The sequence below is a fragment of the Actinobacillus succinogenes 130Z genome (assembly GCF_000017245.1).
Classification (GTDB): domain Bacteria; phylum Pseudomonadota; class Gammaproteobacteria; order Enterobacterales; family Pasteurellaceae; genus Exercitatus; species Exercitatus succinogenes.
The window spans coordinates 1,792,112-1,808,975 of record NC_009655.1; the positions used below are offsets into that span (position 1 = coordinate 1,792,112).

The 16,864-nt window shown below is 44.3% G+C and carries 15 protein-coding genes; 6 read left to right on the top strand and 9 right to left on the bottom strand.

Annotated elements, in window-relative coordinates:
- The first annotated feature begins 19 nt into the window (after positions 1-19).
- The 4 genes from ASUC_RS08445 (at position 20) to ASUC_RS08460 (ending at position 3,484) form a co-directional block, all read left to right on the top strand.
- Positions 20-343: a DMT family transporter gene (locus tag ASUC_RS08445; RefSeq protein ID WP_012073363.1), complete on the top strand. Its 324-nt coding sequence runs from the start codon at positions 20-22 to the stop codon at positions 341-343.
- A 7-nt stretch (positions 344-350) separates the two neighbouring features.
- The gene (locus ASUC_RS08450; RefSeq protein WP_041834655.1) at positions 351-677 is read left to right on the top strand and encodes an SMR family transporter; all 327 of its coding nucleotides are present in this window, start codon (positions 351-353) and stop codon (positions 675-677) included.
- 61 nt (positions 678-738) lie between these two features.
- Complete coding sequence (locus tag ASUC_RS08455; protein ID WP_012073365.1) at positions 739-3,003, top strand: ATP-binding cassette domain-containing protein; 2,265 nt, start codon at positions 739-741, stop codon at positions 3,001-3,003.
- 250 nt (positions 3,004-3,253) lie between these two features.
- Positions 3,254-3,484, top strand: a complete 231-nt coding sequence (locus tag ASUC_RS08460; RefSeq protein ID WP_041834656.1) for a glutathione S-transferase family protein — start codon at positions 3,254-3,256, stop codon at positions 3,482-3,484.
- Between the two features lie 299 nt (positions 3,485-3,783).
- Here ASUC_RS08460 and ASUC_RS08470 read toward each other — a convergent pair whose 3' ends face one another.
- Positions 3,784-4,509, bottom strand: a complete 726-nt coding sequence (locus ASUC_RS08470) for a M48 family metallopeptidase (RefSeq protein ID WP_012073366.1) — start codon at positions 4,507-4,509, stop codon at positions 3,784-3,786.
- Positions 4,499-7,762, bottom strand: coding sequence for a type I restriction endonuclease subunit R (locus ASUC_RS08475; protein WP_012073367.1), 3,264 nt, complete (start codon positions 7,760-7,762; stop codon positions 4,499-4,501). Before ASUC_RS08475 ends, ASUC_RS08470 begins: the two co-directional genes overlap by 11 nt.
- 88 nt (positions 7,763-7,850) lie before the next feature.
- Between ASUC_RS08475 and ASUC_RS08480 the strand changes: the two genes are divergently transcribed.
- Both ASUC_RS08480 and ASUC_RS11305 read left to right on the top strand, forming a co-directional pair.
- Entirely contained in the window at positions 7,851-9,185 is a 1,335-nt protein-coding gene (locus tag ASUC_RS08480; protein ID WP_198003509.1) for a hypothetical protein, read from the top strand.
- Between the two features lie 18 nt (positions 9,186-9,203).
- The gene (locus tag ASUC_RS11305; protein WP_198003510.1) at positions 9,204-9,863 is read left to right on the top strand and encodes a hypothetical protein; all 660 of its coding nucleotides are present in this window, start codon (positions 9,204-9,206) and stop codon (positions 9,861-9,863) included.
- A 38-nt stretch (positions 9,864-9,901) separates the two neighbouring features.
- Here the strand turns inward: ASUC_RS11305 and ASUC_RS08485 are convergent, their stop codons facing one another.
- The 7 genes from ASUC_RS08485 to ASUC_RS08520 form a co-directional block, all read right to left on the bottom strand.
- On the bottom strand, positions 9,902-11,050 hold the full coding sequence (locus tag ASUC_RS08485; protein ID WP_012073368.1) for a restriction endonuclease subunit S: 1,149 nt from the start codon (positions 11,048-11,050) through the stop codon (positions 9,902-9,904).
- Between the two features lie 243 nt (positions 11,051-11,293).
- Entirely contained in the window at positions 11,294-12,811 is a 1,518-nt protein-coding gene (locus tag ASUC_RS08490) for a type I restriction-modification system subunit M (protein ID WP_012073369.1), read from the bottom strand.
- Positions 12,808-13,641: a DNA damage-inducible protein D gene (gene dinD / locus ASUC_RS08495; protein WP_012073370.1), complete on the bottom strand. Its 834-nt coding sequence runs from the start codon at positions 13,639-13,641 to the stop codon at positions 12,808-12,810. Before dinD ends, ASUC_RS08490 begins: the two co-directional genes overlap by 4 nt.
- Positions 13,642-13,650: 9 nt before the next feature.
- Positions 13,651-14,217, bottom strand: a complete 567-nt coding sequence (locus ASUC_RS08500; RefSeq protein WP_012073371.1) for a restriction endonuclease subunit S — start codon at positions 14,215-14,217, stop codon at positions 13,651-13,653.
- A gap of 169 nt (positions 14,218-14,386) precedes the next feature.
- Positions 14,387-15,328, bottom strand: a complete 942-nt coding sequence (locus ASUC_RS08505; RefSeq protein WP_012073372.1) for an alpha/beta hydrolase — start codon at positions 15,326-15,328, stop codon at positions 14,387-14,389.
- Between the two features lie 285 nt (positions 15,329-15,613).
- On the bottom strand, positions 15,614-16,240 hold the full coding sequence (locus tag ASUC_RS08515) for a glutathione S-transferase family protein (protein WP_012073373.1): 627 nt from the start codon (positions 16,238-16,240) through the stop codon (positions 15,614-15,616).
- 10 nt (positions 16,241-16,250) lie between these two features.
- Positions 16,251-16,856, bottom strand: a complete 606-nt coding sequence (locus ASUC_RS08520; RefSeq protein WP_012073374.1) for a glutathione S-transferase family protein — start codon at positions 16,854-16,856, stop codon at positions 16,251-16,253.
- Between the last annotated feature and the right edge of the window lie 8 nt (positions 16,857-16,864).

Consider the following 16,864-nt stretch of genomic DNA (forward strand, 5'->3'; position numbering starts at 1 on the left):
AATCTATTAGGAGTAAAAAATGAACAGCAAAGGGCTGACTTACATCATCATCGGGGCATCATTGGAATGTGCTTGGGCATACGGTTTAAAACACGCAGCAGACGGCTTGGAATGGGCGGTAACCATTTTCTGCATCGTGGCGAGTTTTTGGGTGTTCACCAAAGCCTTTAAATATATGGGTGCGAGCATCGCCTATGTACTTTACACAGGACTTGGCACGCTTTTTGTGGTGTTGCTGGATATGGTAACCACCGTGCAGGCAGGCGGAGCGATTGATTTCGTTAAGCTGTTTTTTGTGGTAACGCTAATGTCAGGCGTAATTGTGATCAAAAGTGCAAAATAAGGAGTAAATGATGTCTTTTATTACTTTAATTATCGCTGGGTTATTTGAAGTAGCAGGCGTTTCCACCTTGAATGTATTTTCAACCGCCCGAACCACCCAACGCAAAACCGCTTTTTTATTGGCAACCATCGTATTATTCGCCGCATCACTCAGCTCATTGAGCTTGGCGATGCAAGATATTCTGCTTTCCATCGCCTATGCGGTGTGGACAGGCATCGGTGCAGCGGGGGCGGTCGCCGTCGGCGTATGGATCAGCAAAGACAAAATTACCCTGCAAAAAGCCGCCGGCTTGGTGTTAACTATCACCAGTGCTATTGCGTTGAAAGTGATGTAACAAGCGGTGAAATTTTAATAAAATTTTGCAAAATCCGACCGCACCTATTAAGGAGAACTCTATGCACCCCGATCAAATCCAAATCATCGATGCCCACGAAAACAACTTAAAACACATCAAGCTCACACTGCCGAAAGGCAAGCTGGTGGTATTTGTCGGCGTGTCCGGGTCAGGTAAGAGTTCGTTGGTGTTTGACACCTTGGCAGTGGAAAGCTATCGCCAGTGGCAGGCGGGCTATCCGCTCTATCTCCGCAACAAAATGCCCCATTACGAACGCCCGAAAATCGGGGCGATTTACGGTTTAACGCCTGCAGTAGTGGTGGAGCAGAAAACGGCGGGGGCGAATGCCCGTTCCACCGTCGGCACGGCGGTGGATATAGCCCCCTTACTCCGCCTGATGTTTTCCCGTATCGGCGAGCCGTCGGCGGGCGGTTCAATGGCGTATTCGCCCAATCACCCGTTGGGAATGTGTCCGCACTGCACCGGCTTGGGCGAGCAGTTGGTGTTGGATGAAAGCCGTTTGTTTGATGTGAACAAAAGCCTAAGCGAAGGGGCGATTTTGTTCAGCCAGTTTTCGGCAGGCTGGCAGACTTATCTTTACCAAGCCAATCCGCTGTTAAGTGCGGACAAAAAATTGCGTGATTTTTCCGATAAAGAGTGGGAAATTCTGAAAAACGGCAGCGAACAGCCGATAAAAATCGAAATCCGATCCAACAACACAGGGCGGGTGGACAAGGTGGATTACGAAGGTGTATTGCCGCGTTTCCGCCGTCTGTATTTGAGCCGTGACATTTCCAAGCTCAAACAAAGTTTGCAGGACGAAATTGCGAGTTTGGTTCATCAGGGAGAATGCCCGCACTGCCAAGGTTCGGGGCTGAACGAAAAGGCGTTGGCTTCAAAAATTAATGGTAACAACATTCTGCATTTCCAATCGCTGACCGCCGGTGAACTGCTTGGCGAACTGCAACGGATTACCCACCCTGTCGGCAAATCGCTGGCAGAGCAGATGTGCGGCACACTCGGCAAAATGGCGGAAATCGGCATTAACTATCTTTCGATGAACCGTCCCACCGACACGCTGTCGGGCGAAGAATTGCAACGACTGAAAATGGTGCGGCATTTGGACGGCTCGCTCAACAACATCACCTATATTTTCGACGAACCTACCGCAGGCCTGCACCCTGCCGACGCCCAAAAAATCGGGCGGATTTTGCAGCAGTTGCGTGACCGGCACAACAACGTGCTGGTAGTGGAACACAACCGTCAAATGATTGAGCTGGCGGACGAAATTGTGGAGCTGGGCGAGCGTGCCGGTTCGCAAGGCGGTAAGATTGTCTATCAGGGCGATATTCACAAACTGCGTCAGGCGGAGACCTTAACGGCGAAAATGCTGATGGAAAAAGTGCGGTTAAATTTGGCTCCGCTGGCTTGGACGGAAAGTTTTGCTCTTGAAAACATCAAGTTGCATAATCTCAAAAACGTCAGCACCGTCATTCCCAAAGGTGTATTGACGGCGATTTCAGGCGTGGCAGGTTCGGGCAAAAGCTCGCTCGCACAGGCGTTTGTCCGCCGTTATTCCGAAGCAGTCTTCATCGATCAAAAACCGATCGGCACGTCAGTTCGTTCCACACCCGCTACCTACACAGGCGTGATGGACGACATCCGCAAGCTGTTCGCCAAAGCCAACGGCACGGATGCCTCCATGTTCAGTTTCAATGCCAAAGGCGGCTGTCCCGTCTGCAAAGGCACAGGGCAAATCAGCTACGATATGGCATTTGCCGAACCTGTCGTGGTGCAATGCGAAGAATGCGGCGGACGACGTTACAGCCGGACGGCATTGAGCTTTCACTATCAGGGCAAAAACATCGAAGACGTGCTGGCTTTAACCATCGAGCAAGCCGCCGAGTTTTTCGACAACCCGAAAATCTGCAAGGCTCTGCAAAGCCTGCTTGATGTCGGGTTGGGCTATCTCACACTCGGACAGCCTACCAGTACCCTTTCTGGCGGCGAAGTACAACGGGTCAAACTTGCCGCCGAGTTGCAGCAATCGGGTAAAATTTATGTATTGGACGAACCCAGCACAGGCTTGCACCAAAACGATGCAATGCAGCTTTTAAGCCTGCTCCGCCAGCTCGTAAAAAACGGCAACACCGTCATCATCGTTGAACACCGACTGGAACTCATCGCCGCAGCGGATTGGGTGATCGATATGGGCGAAGGCGGTGGCTCGGCCGGTGGAAAAGTGATGTTTGCCGGCACGGTAGCCGAACTGCTGAATTGCAAGCGTTCAAAAACTGCGAAGTTTTTAGCGGAGTATTCAAAATAAACGGCGAGAGCGGAATTGAAAAACAGCGTGTTACAAACTGTTCATTCACCTACAAGCGGTCAGATTTTTCCGATTTTTTGCAAAGGTTTTCAGACTGCCTGAAAACATAATTTCGCCCCCATTTTACCCGCTCTTGTGCCAAGCTCAATAAGTACGTTGTTTTGTTTGGCTTTGAGTTCAAGTAATAACTTCCCGAACCGCTCGGCATCAAAGGGATGCAGCCCTGCGGTAGGCGGCGATATTCGACGGTATGCCTGCGAAGCAAGCCGAAGCGAACTTTGTGGTATTGCAAGCAAAATCACTGAACCAACTAAAAGGACACGGCATCGGCTTACACGGTCAAGCCGATGTCTATCATTTTGCTATGCAGGATTTAGATGCCATTAGTAATTATTTGGACGAAAAACCTTACCTGTTCGGTGACCAAATCAACACTTTTGATACAGCAATCGTCCCCGTTGTAGCATTTTACGCCGATTGATACCAAAATCGCCCGATATGCCAGTTCAAAAGCGAATTTGGCAGCGTATGCGGATCGTTTTGATCAGGCGGTTTTTGCAATGTCATTGATAACCCGACCGACCGCTTGCAAAGTCATACCGTCAGGGTCGGTTCCTAGGGCGAATATTAATTCAGCGGGGCCCTGCACGTCCAAATCCAGATGAATCAGCACCATGATTATGCAGGCGATGTGCGAATGGGGTGAGAAGAATCGTTCGCAAGATAATTTGTAAAATGCTAATGATGATATAAGGGGATCAGTTTTCTGATCATCAAATATCATTCCCGCATTTTTTCCAACCGCTCTTTCACTTTCTCCCACTCCGGCATGACCGCCGTCATCAGGCGGTAAAACCGTTCGCTGTGGTTGTGTTCGGCAAGGTGGCAGAGTTCGTGCAGAATCACATAGTCGATACACGCTTTCGGGGCTTTGACCAACAGCGGATTGAGCAACAATCTGCCTTTTACCGAACAACTGCCCCAGCGTTTTTGCATTGTGCGTAAGCGGATTTCGGGTTGGGCATTCGTCCATAAGGCTTGCGGTAACAAATGGGTAAGTCGTTCGTGAAAAATTTGTTTTGCTCGCTGGCGATACCATTGGTGCAGACATTTTTTCACATTTTCCGCTGTTTTTTGCTGTACATAAATTTCCAGATAGCCCCGAAACAGTTTCACTTGGTTAGGTAAATCGGGCGTTTCGTACACTTTTAGCTGATATTGCCGCCCTAAATAACGGTGACTTTCGCCGCTGATATAGTGCCGTTCGGCGGTTTTCGGCATTCGGCTGAAATGGCGTTGCTGTTTGGCGATCCATTGCGTTTGTTGCGAAATAGCAAAAATCAACTCATTTTTGACCGCACTTTGCGGTACTTGGGCGATGATCTCACCGTTCGGCTGAACGGTTAAACGTAGCTGTTTGAGATGGGCTTGGGGAATAATGCCGACGGTCAGACGGCTTTCGCCATAAGGGATCGAAAGCCATTCTTGAATGGGTTTAGCTGCCATTTGCCTGCCCTACCCGTACGATTTGCACAATGCGTTCGACAATTTCTTTCGCCTGTTCCATTCCTGCTCCGACGGATTGACAGGTTCTGAACATCATCGGCAATAACTGCTTGCGGATCTCTTTTTCCACTTGGTCGGTATTAAGCGAATACTGGGCGACAATCTGCACAACCAGCTGATCGACGGTAAAAGCCAGCTCAATCCATTGCGTTTCATCATTCGCCAAACTTTCTGGCAACACGGTTTTGAATACGCCGAAATACGCCTGTGCCGAACGGTTGTCGGCAAAGCGGTCGGGAATCTCGGGCAATTTGCGGGCATTGAGCTGTGTTTCAAAAGATTCAAACAATAAATACTGTTTCATCGGGTTGTCGAACAACGCTTCCGCCTCTTTAATCGCCTGTTGCAACAGTTCGGAAAATCGGGCTTTGGCGTAAGGATCGCCGTTCAATTCCACATCAATGGTGCGTGCCAGACGGGAACGGATTTTATCCGCTTCGTTGCGGGTTTTAGTATCGTCCCACGCTTTGTTTTCCGCCTTGCCCATTTTATTTACCGCATATACACCATTCGGTTCTTTCACACTAATCGCTACCAAATGTTTATCAATCAGCTGGGCGACTTGGTCGGCATAGTCGCCGTAATCCACCTGCTCACCGGCATCTTGTTGCACCAAACGACGCAGATAGCCGAACTGTTTGGCGGTTTCTTTGTATAAAGTGCGGTCGTTTTCGCTGAAATTTGGGTCTTGATAGAAATCTTCCGACTGCAACGCCACCTGTAAACAGCGGTTAAATTCCCGCAAAGCAAGGTAGAAATCATCACGCAATTTGCTGTTTTTATCGAAAAACAGACCGCTTGTTTCGTCCAACACCATATTCGGCATTAACACACGGCGAAGTTGCTCAATATCCGCTTGATTTTCCGCCGCCGCAAAAATCGCCCTTAACGCTTTATACAGGCTCGGCAACCGCAGATACTCGCTTTTCATCGGGCGGTACAGCCCTGCCAAATCTTCAATTGCATAACCGCCTTGGGTACGGTTCGCCAAATCCTGATATTTAGCGATGGTGGTATCCAACTCTTTTAAAATGCCCCGATAATCAATCAGCAAGCCGAATTCTTTCTGTTTATGCAGGCGGTTCACTCGGGCGATGGCTTGAATTAAATTGTGCTGTTTCAACGGCTTATCGATATACAGCACCGCATTGCTCGGCTCGTCAAAGCCGGTCAGCAATTTATCCACCACAATCAGCAACCGCAACGGACTATCGGGGTCGGCAAAACGGTTCAGCACTTGTTGGGTATAAACCGCTTCACCGCCCTGCACATTGGCATTCCACCAACGCACCACTTCATCACTAGCCTGTTCGTCCAGCTCGCTGTTGCCTTCTCGGCTGTCGGGCGGACTGATCACCACCGCACTTTCAAACAAGCCGATTTCATCAAGGTATTTTTTATAGCGAATGGCGGTGCTTTTGCTCTCGCAAGCCAGCTGCCCTTTTAAGCCTTGCGGAATTTTATTCGCCAAATGTTCGGCAAGATCTAAGGCGATCAGATGAATCCGCTCGTCCGCCTGATAAATCTGCCCTTTGCGGGTGAATTTGCGTTTTAAATCCGCTTTTTGCCGTTCGTTTAAGGCTTTGGTGATACGTTCAAACCAGTTATCAATCGCCCTTTCATTTACATCAAGCTCGGGAATCCGCTCTTCATAGAGCAATGGGGTAACGGTGTGATCTTCCGCCGCTCGTTGCATTGTGTAGGCGTGAATAATGCTGCCGAATTTTTGTGTCGTTTCATCGTCTTTTAACAAAGGTGTGCCGGTAAAGGCGACAAAAGCGGCGTTCGGCAAGGCTCGACGCATTGCGGTGTGATTTTCACCGCCTTGGGTGCGATGCCCTTCATCAATCAGCACGATAATGTTTTCGCTCGGATTAAAGCAGTCGGGCTGAGCAATGGCGGTATTGAATTTCTGAATCAGCGAAAAAATAATCCGCTCGCTCCCTTGGCTTATCTGCTCCGCCAGCCGTTTGCCGGTCGTCGCCAGCGAATTTTGCCGCTCCCGTTTGGTGGCAAGTTCGCCGCTGTTATAAAAGGTATTACTCAGTTGATTTTCCAAATCCACCCGATCCGTGACCACCAAAATGCGACAGCTTTTTAACGCAGGGTGCAACAGCAAGGCTTTGCTGAAAAAGACCATCGTAAACGACTTGCCCGAACCGGTGGTATGCCAAATCACACCGCCGTTTCTCGCCCCTTTCTCATTTTGGGTCGTGACTCGTTCCAGCAGCCGTTTCACCCCGAATACTTGCGGATAGCGTGCTGCCACCCGAATTTGTGATTTACGGTCGAACAGCGTGAAATAGCGGATCATTTCAAACAAACGGCTTTTGGTCAGCAAGCCGATAAGCAGTCGATCCTGCCCTGTAACCGCTAACTTACCCTGTGCAATCAGTTGCTGATACCAAAGACAGTCGGCTTCGTTCGGCAGGCAAGCGGTCAAATTTTGCGGCGAATTTACCACATTCTTTATCTCCGCCATTTCCGACTCGCCAAACATCTCTTCACGCCACGCCGCCCAGAATTTTGAAGGCGTACCGCAAGTGCCGTAACGCCCGTCCACACCGTTGAGCGATAAAACCAGCTGAGTATAGGCAAATAAATGGGGGATTTCATTCGGGCGTTGATTGCGGAGTGTTTGCGAAATACCTTCTTCAATGGTGCTTTTTTCCTTACCGTCGGGGCGTTTACCTTCAATTACCACCAGCGGTAAGCCATTGATAAAACAGACTAAATCCGGCGTGCGGACAGACGAACCCTGCACATTTTCTACACTAAATTCTTCGCTGAAATGAAAGGCGTTATTTTCAAGATTGTCCCAATCGATAACCGGCACGGTACGGCTGATTTTCTTGCCGTCGATAAATTCGGTAACGGTAATGCCGTATAAAAGATGATTGTAGAGATGTTCATTGGCGGTCAGTAGGCTTTCGTTCAGCTTCGGGTCAAGCAACTCCGCCACCAGCGTATCCACCGCCTTGGCCGACAACGCCCTTTCCCGCCCCGCAAACTCAAAAGTGCGTTTTTCAAGCTCTGCCCGCAACACCGTTTCCAGCACCACATTCCCCAACTTCCCCCCACGCAACGCCAACGCCTGCTTCGGCGAAAGATACTGCCAACCCAGATTGTTCAACAGAATAATCGCCGGGATTTTGAAAGTGTATTTTTCTTGGAGTTTGGGGGTGGGGTGCATAGTTTTTTACTCTCATTGAAACAAAAAATTAGAAATAGAACCTAGAATACTATATCATAAGTAAATTTTTTAACGATAGGTATAGTCTATGAGCTTACAGACTAATTTACAAGGAAGACTCCGTAACACATCTCTACCTAAAAATCATGGATTAATGCCTGTTTTTGAGGCTGTGGTTAATTCTATTCATGCAATAGAGGAAAAAGGAAATTTAAAAAAGGGGATTATCACATTAGAAGTTATTAGAGAAAATACTTTAAACTTTGATACAGCCAATAAAAATATTTCACCTATTAAAGAGTTTTTAATTTCTGATAATGGATGTGGTTTTAATGAAGCTAATTTTAACTCTTTTGAGACTCTAGATTCTAATTATAAATTAGATAAAGGATGTAGAGGGTTGGGTAGATTGATGTGGTTAAAAGCATTTGACCTGGTTGAAGTGTGTAGTACATATTTTAATCAAAACAAAGAAACTCAAAAGTGTAAATTTTATTTCAATGCTAATAGGGGAATTTTTGATAAACAGGTAGAAAATTCTTCACAGGAAGAAACCAATACAAAAATTAGATTGATTGGATTTGATTCTTCTTATAGAAAATCATCTCCAAGCGATTTAGAGGTTATAGCAGAACAATTACTAGAGCATATACTATGGTATCTAGTCAGAGATAGCTCTATTAATTTCATAGTAAAAGATAATTCAAGCACGATAAATTTAAGAGAAAAATTTAACAATCTCATTCATAATAATATCTCAAAAGATGTTATTTATATAAATGATACCAAATTTGAACTAACACATATAAAATTTAAGGCTTCTCATAATAAAAAACATCATATTGGTTGGTGTGCAGCTAATAGATTAGTTAAAAATGAAATACTAAAAATCCCTGCATTATATAGTTCATTAAAAGATGAGCAGGGAGATTTTTTCTATACTTGCTATGTTACATCAGATTACTTAACTGATAATGTTAGAAGTGAACGAACTGGATTCAATATTATAGAAAATATAGGTGACATGTTTGATGATCATGAACTATCATTTAATAAAATCAGAAATCTGGTAATTTCTAGGATTAAGGAACATTTACAGGAATATTTAGAGAGTAATATTAATGCTAGTAAAAATAGAATATCTACTTATGTAGATAAAGTAAGTCCAAGATATAAGCCTATACTTCGTCATATAAATAATGAAGAGCTTATTATTGATCCTAATTTGTCCGATGAAAAAATCGATCTTCACTTGCACTCTCTTTTACATAAAGTAGAAAAAGAGATATTAGAAGAGGGACATAAAATTATGACACCTTTTCATAAAGAAACTTGCGAAGATTATAAAAATAGATTGAACACATATCTTCACAAAGTTGAAGATATTAAAAAATCAGATCTTGCCGATTATGTAATGCATTGAAAAATCATTATTGATTTATTGCAGAAAGCTATTGAAAAAATAGATAATAAAAAATACTCTAGAGAGGATATTATTCATCAATTAATTATGCCTATGCGTAAAGAGTCTGATGAATTACTTAGTGATTCTTGTAATCTATGGTTAATCGATGAAAGGTTAGCATTTCATAATTATTTAGCATCAGATAAAACACTATCTTCAATGCCAATTTCAAGTGATAAATCTAAAAAAGAACCTGACATTTTAAGCCTACAAGTTTTTGATAATCCGATTTTAGTTAATGATGGTTCTTCATTACCATTAGCATCAATTTCTGTTGTAGAAATAAAACGTCCAATGAGAAATGACATGACATCAGAAGATAAAGACCCAATAATGCAATCTTTAGGGTATCTAAATCGAATTAGAAAAGGGAAAATCACAACGAAATCAGGAAGACCTATTCCAGCAAATGAAGAAATACCTGGATTTTGCTATATTTTAAGTGATTTAACAGAAACTATGATTGAGAGATGTGATATGCTTGGATTAACAAAAACATCAGATAAAATGGGATATTTTGGATACAATCCTAATTACAAAGCATATATTGAAGTTATTAGTTTTGATAAATTAGTGAAAGCAGCAAAAGAAAGAAATTATGCTTTTTTTGAAAAATTAGGATTACCTATAAACTAAAAAAATTAGGCTCAAATCATCGATTTGAGCCTAATTTTTCAAAACACCCCCTGCATTAACGCCCTTTTCTCCAACTTCAAACATTCCAATTTTCGTTGTAATGTTTCGATTTCTTGATCGGCGGTTGTGAGAATTTCGGCGATTTTTTGTTGTTCTTCTAACTGTGGTAATTTAACTTCTATCGTTCCCATAACTCCATTCATTAATTTTGGATTTGCAAGAGTATGAGAAACATACTTATATGAAACTGTTGATAATATATAAGCTAAAAATCTAAGATTTAACTGTTCTAATTTTGAGCTTAAAACACCACATACATTTGTACAATTAAATTTACCATTTCTATAAAAAATAGTCCCAGCATTAACTCCATCTGTTGTCCATGTAACAAACTCACCATCAAAATCAAAACTATCTAAATATCCCATAACTCCATTATTTAAGGTTTGTGATGAATACACTGGATATTTACCTTGATTTTTTTCGATTTCTTGTTTGCTAATAACTCGTCCCCTGCCTATATTACATATGTCAGATATTTTTACAATCTTCCACTCCCCACTAAACCCGCTAACTCTTTTCTCTCCGCTTAGCAACATCTGTATTAGGGCTTTTTTCTGTTGTTGGCTGTTGGTGATCTGTTTTTCTGTGGTTTGAATGGCGTTATCCCACGCTGACAGAATCTCGGCAATTTTGATTTGTTCGGAGAGTGGGGGGATATTTAAAGATAATGCTCTGATTGTTGGTAAATTTAAACCTGCTTTTGCACCTGCGTCATTCAATGAATTAATTGTTTGGTTCATCGTTCTTGATGAAAGGACATAAGCAATAAATTTTGCATATGCTTTGCTAGGATCAATCCTAATTAATGCCGTATGTTGATTAATATAGGCTTCCCCAAAATTTTCAGGAATAAATCCGATTTTTCCCAATTCAGCTGTAATAGACATTAAAATATCATTAGCTTGTAAAGCTGTTCTTTTTCCATCTGATGAATTGGATTTTACATTTACGAATTTTAAATCATCAAGCAGTAGGTTAATCCCATTTCGATTTAAATTTGTCATTCGAATAAATTTAGCCCCAGTATCTGAATAATACTTAGCCCAATCTCTCGAACCACTTGTAACCGTTGTTGCTATATCACCTAATTTGATATATTCCCACCCTTTCCGCAATTTATCCATTTCTTATCCTATTTTGCAAAATTTCTTTAAAATTTAACCGCTTGTTACTAGGGCAAATATAATTCGCCCCTACCATTACAATCGTCGGCAAGCTTAATGTTGGGCATAAATGCCCAACCTACATTTACACAAAATTTTAGGATTTTTGTGCGTATTTTGACGATACGCACAAATTTCCCGTTTTTTTGTGCACGTTGTCCGAATGTGCACAAGATCTTCCTATTTTAAGTGTCTATCGCTATGTTATAGCCCCAACTCCTTCAAATACCCTGCCATTTTCTCTTCCAATTCCGCCAGTTCTTGTTGCAAGGCTAGGCGTTCGGTGCGGACAGCGTTGAGATCGATTTTTTCTTCGGCTTCAAAGGTGTCCACATAGCGGGGGATATTCAGATTAAAGTCGTTTTCTTTCAATTCGGCAAAATCGGCAAGATAGGCGTATTTTTCCACCGCTTGCCGTGCTTGGTAAGTGCGGTGGATTTTGGTGATGTTTTCGCTCGTGAGCGTGTTTTGATTTTTGCCGGCTTTAAATTCTTGGCTGGCATCAATGAAAAGTACGCTGTCGTCGGTTTTGTCTTTGCGGAAAATTAAAATCGCCGCCGGAATGCCGGTGCCGTAAAACAGTTTTTCCGGCAAGCCGATCACGGCATCAAGCAGGTTTTCTTCAATCAGTTTTTGGCGGATTTTGCCTTCTGCCGCCCCACGAAACAGCACACCGTGCGGCACGACAACGCCCATTCGCCCTGTGCCGTCTTTTAGGGTGGCAATCATATGCGAAATAAAGGCGTAATCTCCTTTGGTTTTCGGCGGTAAGCCACGAACAAAACGCTGAAAACGGTCTTGCCCTGCTTCTTCGTAGCCCCATTTATCCAACGAAAACGGCGGATTGGCGGTAACGATGTCGAATTTCAGCAAATTTCCCTGTTTGTCGGTCAGCTTCGGATTGCGGATCGTATCGCCCCACTCAATGCGGTGGTTGTCTTCACTATGCAGGAACATATTCATTTTTGCCAGTGACCACGTTGAGCCGATGGCTTCCTGTCCGTAGAGTTCGTAGTTTTTGCTTTGGTAGTTTTGTTGCACTTTTCGACCGCACTTCATCAGCAACGAACCGGAACCGCAAGCCGGGTCGCAAATACTGTCACCGATTTGCGGATCTAATAATTCGGCGATTAAATCGGACACTTCGGGCGGGGTATAAAATTCACCGGCTTTTTGTCCGCCGCTGGCGGCAAAGTTTTTGATCAGATATTCATAAGCGTTGCCGATAATATCCAGTGTGCCGACTCGGCTCGGTTTTAAGTCTAATTCGGGCTTGGCAAAATCTTCCAACAGTTCACGCAAAATGGTGTTTTTCTGCTTTTCTTCGCCCAATTTGTCGGTGTTAAAGGCAATATCTTGGAACACGCTTTTGCCAGCATCTTTCAATTTTGTGCCGTTGGCTTCTTCAATGGCGTGCAAGGCTAGGTCGATTCGTTCGCCATTGCCGGCTTCAAAACGATGTTCGTACAGATAATAAAAATTCGCCTGCGGCGGCAATACAAAACGCTCCTGTTTCATCATTTCTTCAATCAGCTCCGGCACATCGCCATACTCCGCTTGGTAGTTTTGATAATGATCCTGCCACACATCGGAAATGTATTTTAAAAACAGCATTGTTAAGATGAAGTCTTTGTAAGTATCCGCACTGATCGTGCCACGAAACGTATCACACGCCGCCCATAGTGCTTTGTTAATATCGTCTTGATTGATTTTGAGTGTCATTTTTTATCCTTGTTGGTTAATTTTTTTAAATGGGTTTCGATCGATTTTACACTTTTGCCCGGTGTCGGTAAGTTTTCCGGCATTGTACCGCCAAGTTCTTGAATTGTCTGTCTAACTTTCTGCCCGACATCAAAATGGGTTTGGTTCGCTTCTGTTTTGGTTTGAACGTTATCTCGGCGTAATTTTTCTTCCGCTTGGGTCGCCCGGAACAGATTTGCCGCCAGTTCGGTCGAGCCCATATGATCAAGAATTTTCTGATTTGCCTTTAACCCTTTACGGGCGTGAATCGCTTTGTTATCCAAACCGCCATACAGCCCTTTATAGCCGTGATTCTGAAAAATAGCAAAATCCAAATTGCTTGCAACGCCGGCTTTTTGTGCCGTTTTCACCAGCTGTTTATTATGCTCTTTGAGTTCATTACGCAAAAATAACCGTTTTTGATCTTCTTGTAGTTGTTGGAAATTTTCATCATCAGCCAACTCTTGACGACGTGTTTGTACTGCAAAATAGGTTTGCCCGGCGGCAATCACCGGCTTAGACGGATCGCCGTTTTGAACGATCAGATAGCAAGCGTAGCGGGAAAGCAGAAAATCCCCCACTTGGCGTTGAGAACCTGAGCCTAACCGAACCATTTTACTGATTTCGGTAAAATGGTATGAAACATTGATATTACTGGTTTCACAGGCAACAATGGCTTTCTGAATAACTAATTGGAAATTCTGCCATTTTTTATATTCCAAAATTGGGGCAAGCTCCCTTGCCGACCAAAATTCATTGCCTTGCTCATCAACTTGTTTGATGCCTTCAAAGGTTTGGGTAAGTTCGTTCATCGATTGCTCCTAGTCTAAATATTGAGAAAGTGCATTCATTAACCGCTTGCTGTTTTCAATCAGCCTTAATGCAATAAGCCTTTCTTGCTCCGCAGTTTCCGCAATGGAAATAATCATTGCTTGGTTGGATAACGGCGGTAGTTTTATCGGCAAGGCTTGTAATATGGGGCGGCGGATACTTTTGGTAATCGAGCCTTCAATATTCTGGTTTAAATACTTTTGACTTGCCTGCAAATTCAGCCACCAATAAAGGTATTTCGGTAAAATTTGGGGAGAAGCGACACGAATCACAAAAAAATGGGGAGAAGCCACCGCTTTTCGATCGGTAATACGGCCATCAATATAGACCGCTTGATAATTGTTCCCCCGCGAAGGAATTAAAATATCCCCTTCCCTAAGCCACTCGTGTTCCCGCACTTGCTCTAACCGGGTTTTTACGCAATGTTCCCAATCAATGCCGTTTATAGCGGAACAGTCTTTCATCTGCACCACCACGACATTACCATTCGGATCTTCCGGCACTTTTGTTCTGAACAGATAGCCGGTTTGAATATCTGCAACTTGCTTTAGCTTCATTTTATTACACCATAATCATTACTACATTATTTTTGCTAATTTTAGATCGTAAAACAAGCACTTGCAAGCGTAATTTTTAGTATCATTGACTTTACAACTTTAAATTTAGGAATAAAAAAATGCCGTCTGAAAACTTTCAGGCGGCATACTTATCTCCAACGTTAATAAGTTACTTCGCTCGTTCCGCAATCCAACGCACAATATCATCAATCACAATCTGTCCGCCTTCGCCGATCATCAGCATATGCCCTAAGCCGTTGTACAGGCGCAGGCTTTTATCGGTTGAGTTGACTTCTTCATAAAACTGAATGGCGTCTTTCGGCACGACATACAAATCCGCATCGCCACTTACTAACAATACTGGGGCGATAAATTTGTCGTCATTGTTTTTCAGATACTTTATCCCTTCTTTGAAACTGTTCGGGAAGGATACGGAGAATTTTTCCAACATCAGCGGATCGTTCGGCAACGATAAGCCTGCGCCCATTTCGGGCATCGGTAAATTCAGCGTTTTGTGAGCGGCTTCAAAGCCGTTAACAAAACTGTCTTTCGGCTCGGGGCGTGGCAGGTGGCCGAAGTTCATTTGGTTATAACGCAGTACGCCCGCCGCCAGAATCACACCGTCCGCCCCTTGCGGATATTTTGTGCCGTAAAGTGCGGTAATATGCCCGCCCATACTATGCCCCATCACAAATACCGGGGTATTTGGGTTTTCGGCTTTGGCTTTTTCCACCACAAGGCGTAAATCTTCCACCATTTCAAAGTAGCTGTTGATATGAATGCTGTCTCGACCGTCTGATTTACCGTGTCCGCGCGCGTCGAAGCGGTAAACGGCGATACCGTTTTCGTTCATCTGTTTGGCGAAATCAGCAAATACGCCGGAATGGCTCGCCAAGCCGTGCGAAATCACCAAAACGGCTTTAGGTTTGCTTTGCGGAATATCTTTTTGCAGGTGCAAATTTAAACCGTCTTGGGTGCGGATAGTTTGAATTTGCTCGGCTGTCACGCTTTGTTTAAGCGCCTCGCCTTGCGTATTTTGCGCAAAAGCCTGCGGGCTGAGGGCAAATGCCAGCGCAAGCGCAGTCAAACCGGTTTTAAATCTGTTTTTCATTGAATTTCTCCGTTAAAAGTGAACGGAGAAATTATAGCTTTTTAGAAATGAATAAAGAATGATGATTTTCGGAAAGATGCTTTTTGAATTTGGAAAACCTTTTATAAAGGCACTTATTTCAAAACCGTTCATTACTAACAAACACTACTGTCCGATAGTAATGAACGGTTTTATAAAGCCGAATACCCTCCGCCTACTAAAGAGCGGTCGTTTTTTCAGAAAATTTTGCAAAAATCCCCCAAAAAAACACCGCTTGTCAAACAAGCGGTGCATGCATTTTCAATGTTAAAACCGGCTCAAATCCAGCCCGCCGGCTGTTTTTCCATTGGCTTTTAAATAGCTCGGGTGGTTTTCGATTTGTTCCAAATAGCGGCTGATATTCGGATAATCGGTTTTCTCCACATAATTCAAGCCCCATTGCAGCGGGAAGCTCAACGCGAAATCCGCACCGGTCAGTTGTTCGCCGACAATCCATTTTTTGCCTTCGAGGGTTTGTTCGACGTGGTTGAAATACAAACCGACTTGGGCGTTAGTGTATTGGGCGAAGTCGCCTAAATCTCCTTTTTTCGACACCAATGCCAGCAGGTTTGCCGAGAACATGGAGGCGGAAACCGCCAGCCAGTAGACATAGTTGGAATAGGCATCGGTTTGGCGGGCAGGTGTGAAGCGGTTTTCAGAATCGTAGCGGTCGAGCAGGTGCTGGATAATCGCATTGCCTTCCGCCAACACTAAACCGCCGTCCTGCAACACGGGGGCTTTGCCGAGCGGGTGTTGGGCTTTGAGTTCCGCCGGGGCGAAGCCCGTGTCTTCCAAACGGTCGTAGATTTTCAGTTCGTAATCCAAGCCTAAGGCTTCCAACAGCCACACAATGCGGTGGGAACAGGATTGTTTGAGATAATGTAAGGTAATCATATTTTCTCCTTTAACCTAAATGTACTTCGCCCACGCGTTCGCAGGCTTTGCGATAGCTCGGGTGGCTTTCCACTTGGCTGACAAAACGGCGGATGTTCGGGAAGCGGTCTTTTTCTACGAACAATAGCGCAAATTGCAGTGCGAACGACATCATTATATCGGCTGCGGTGAAGGTGTCGCCCAAAAACCATGTTTTGCCGTTCAGGCTGTTTTCGATATAGTTGATGTGCAAGTCAAATTGCGTCTGGCAGAACACTTCGGCCTTGCCTTCCGCAAAATATTTCAGCACAAAAGCCCCCATCGCCGAACCCTCGGCATAATGCAGCCATTGCAAATATGACGCATAGTCGGACGAGCTGATTTCAGGTTGTAAACGCCCGTTGCCGTAGCGTGCCAGAATATATTCCACAATCGCCCCGCTTTCCGCCACCACCACGCCGTCATCGGAAATCAACGGCGATTTGCCCAGCGGATGAATATCCCGCAAGGCTTGCGGTGCAAGTTTGGTCACGGGGTCGCGCTTAAATTCCTGCACTTCGTATGGAATACCGAGCTCTTCCAACAGCCATGCCACGCGTTGCGAACGGGAATTTTCGAGATTGTATAAAGTAATCATATTTTCTC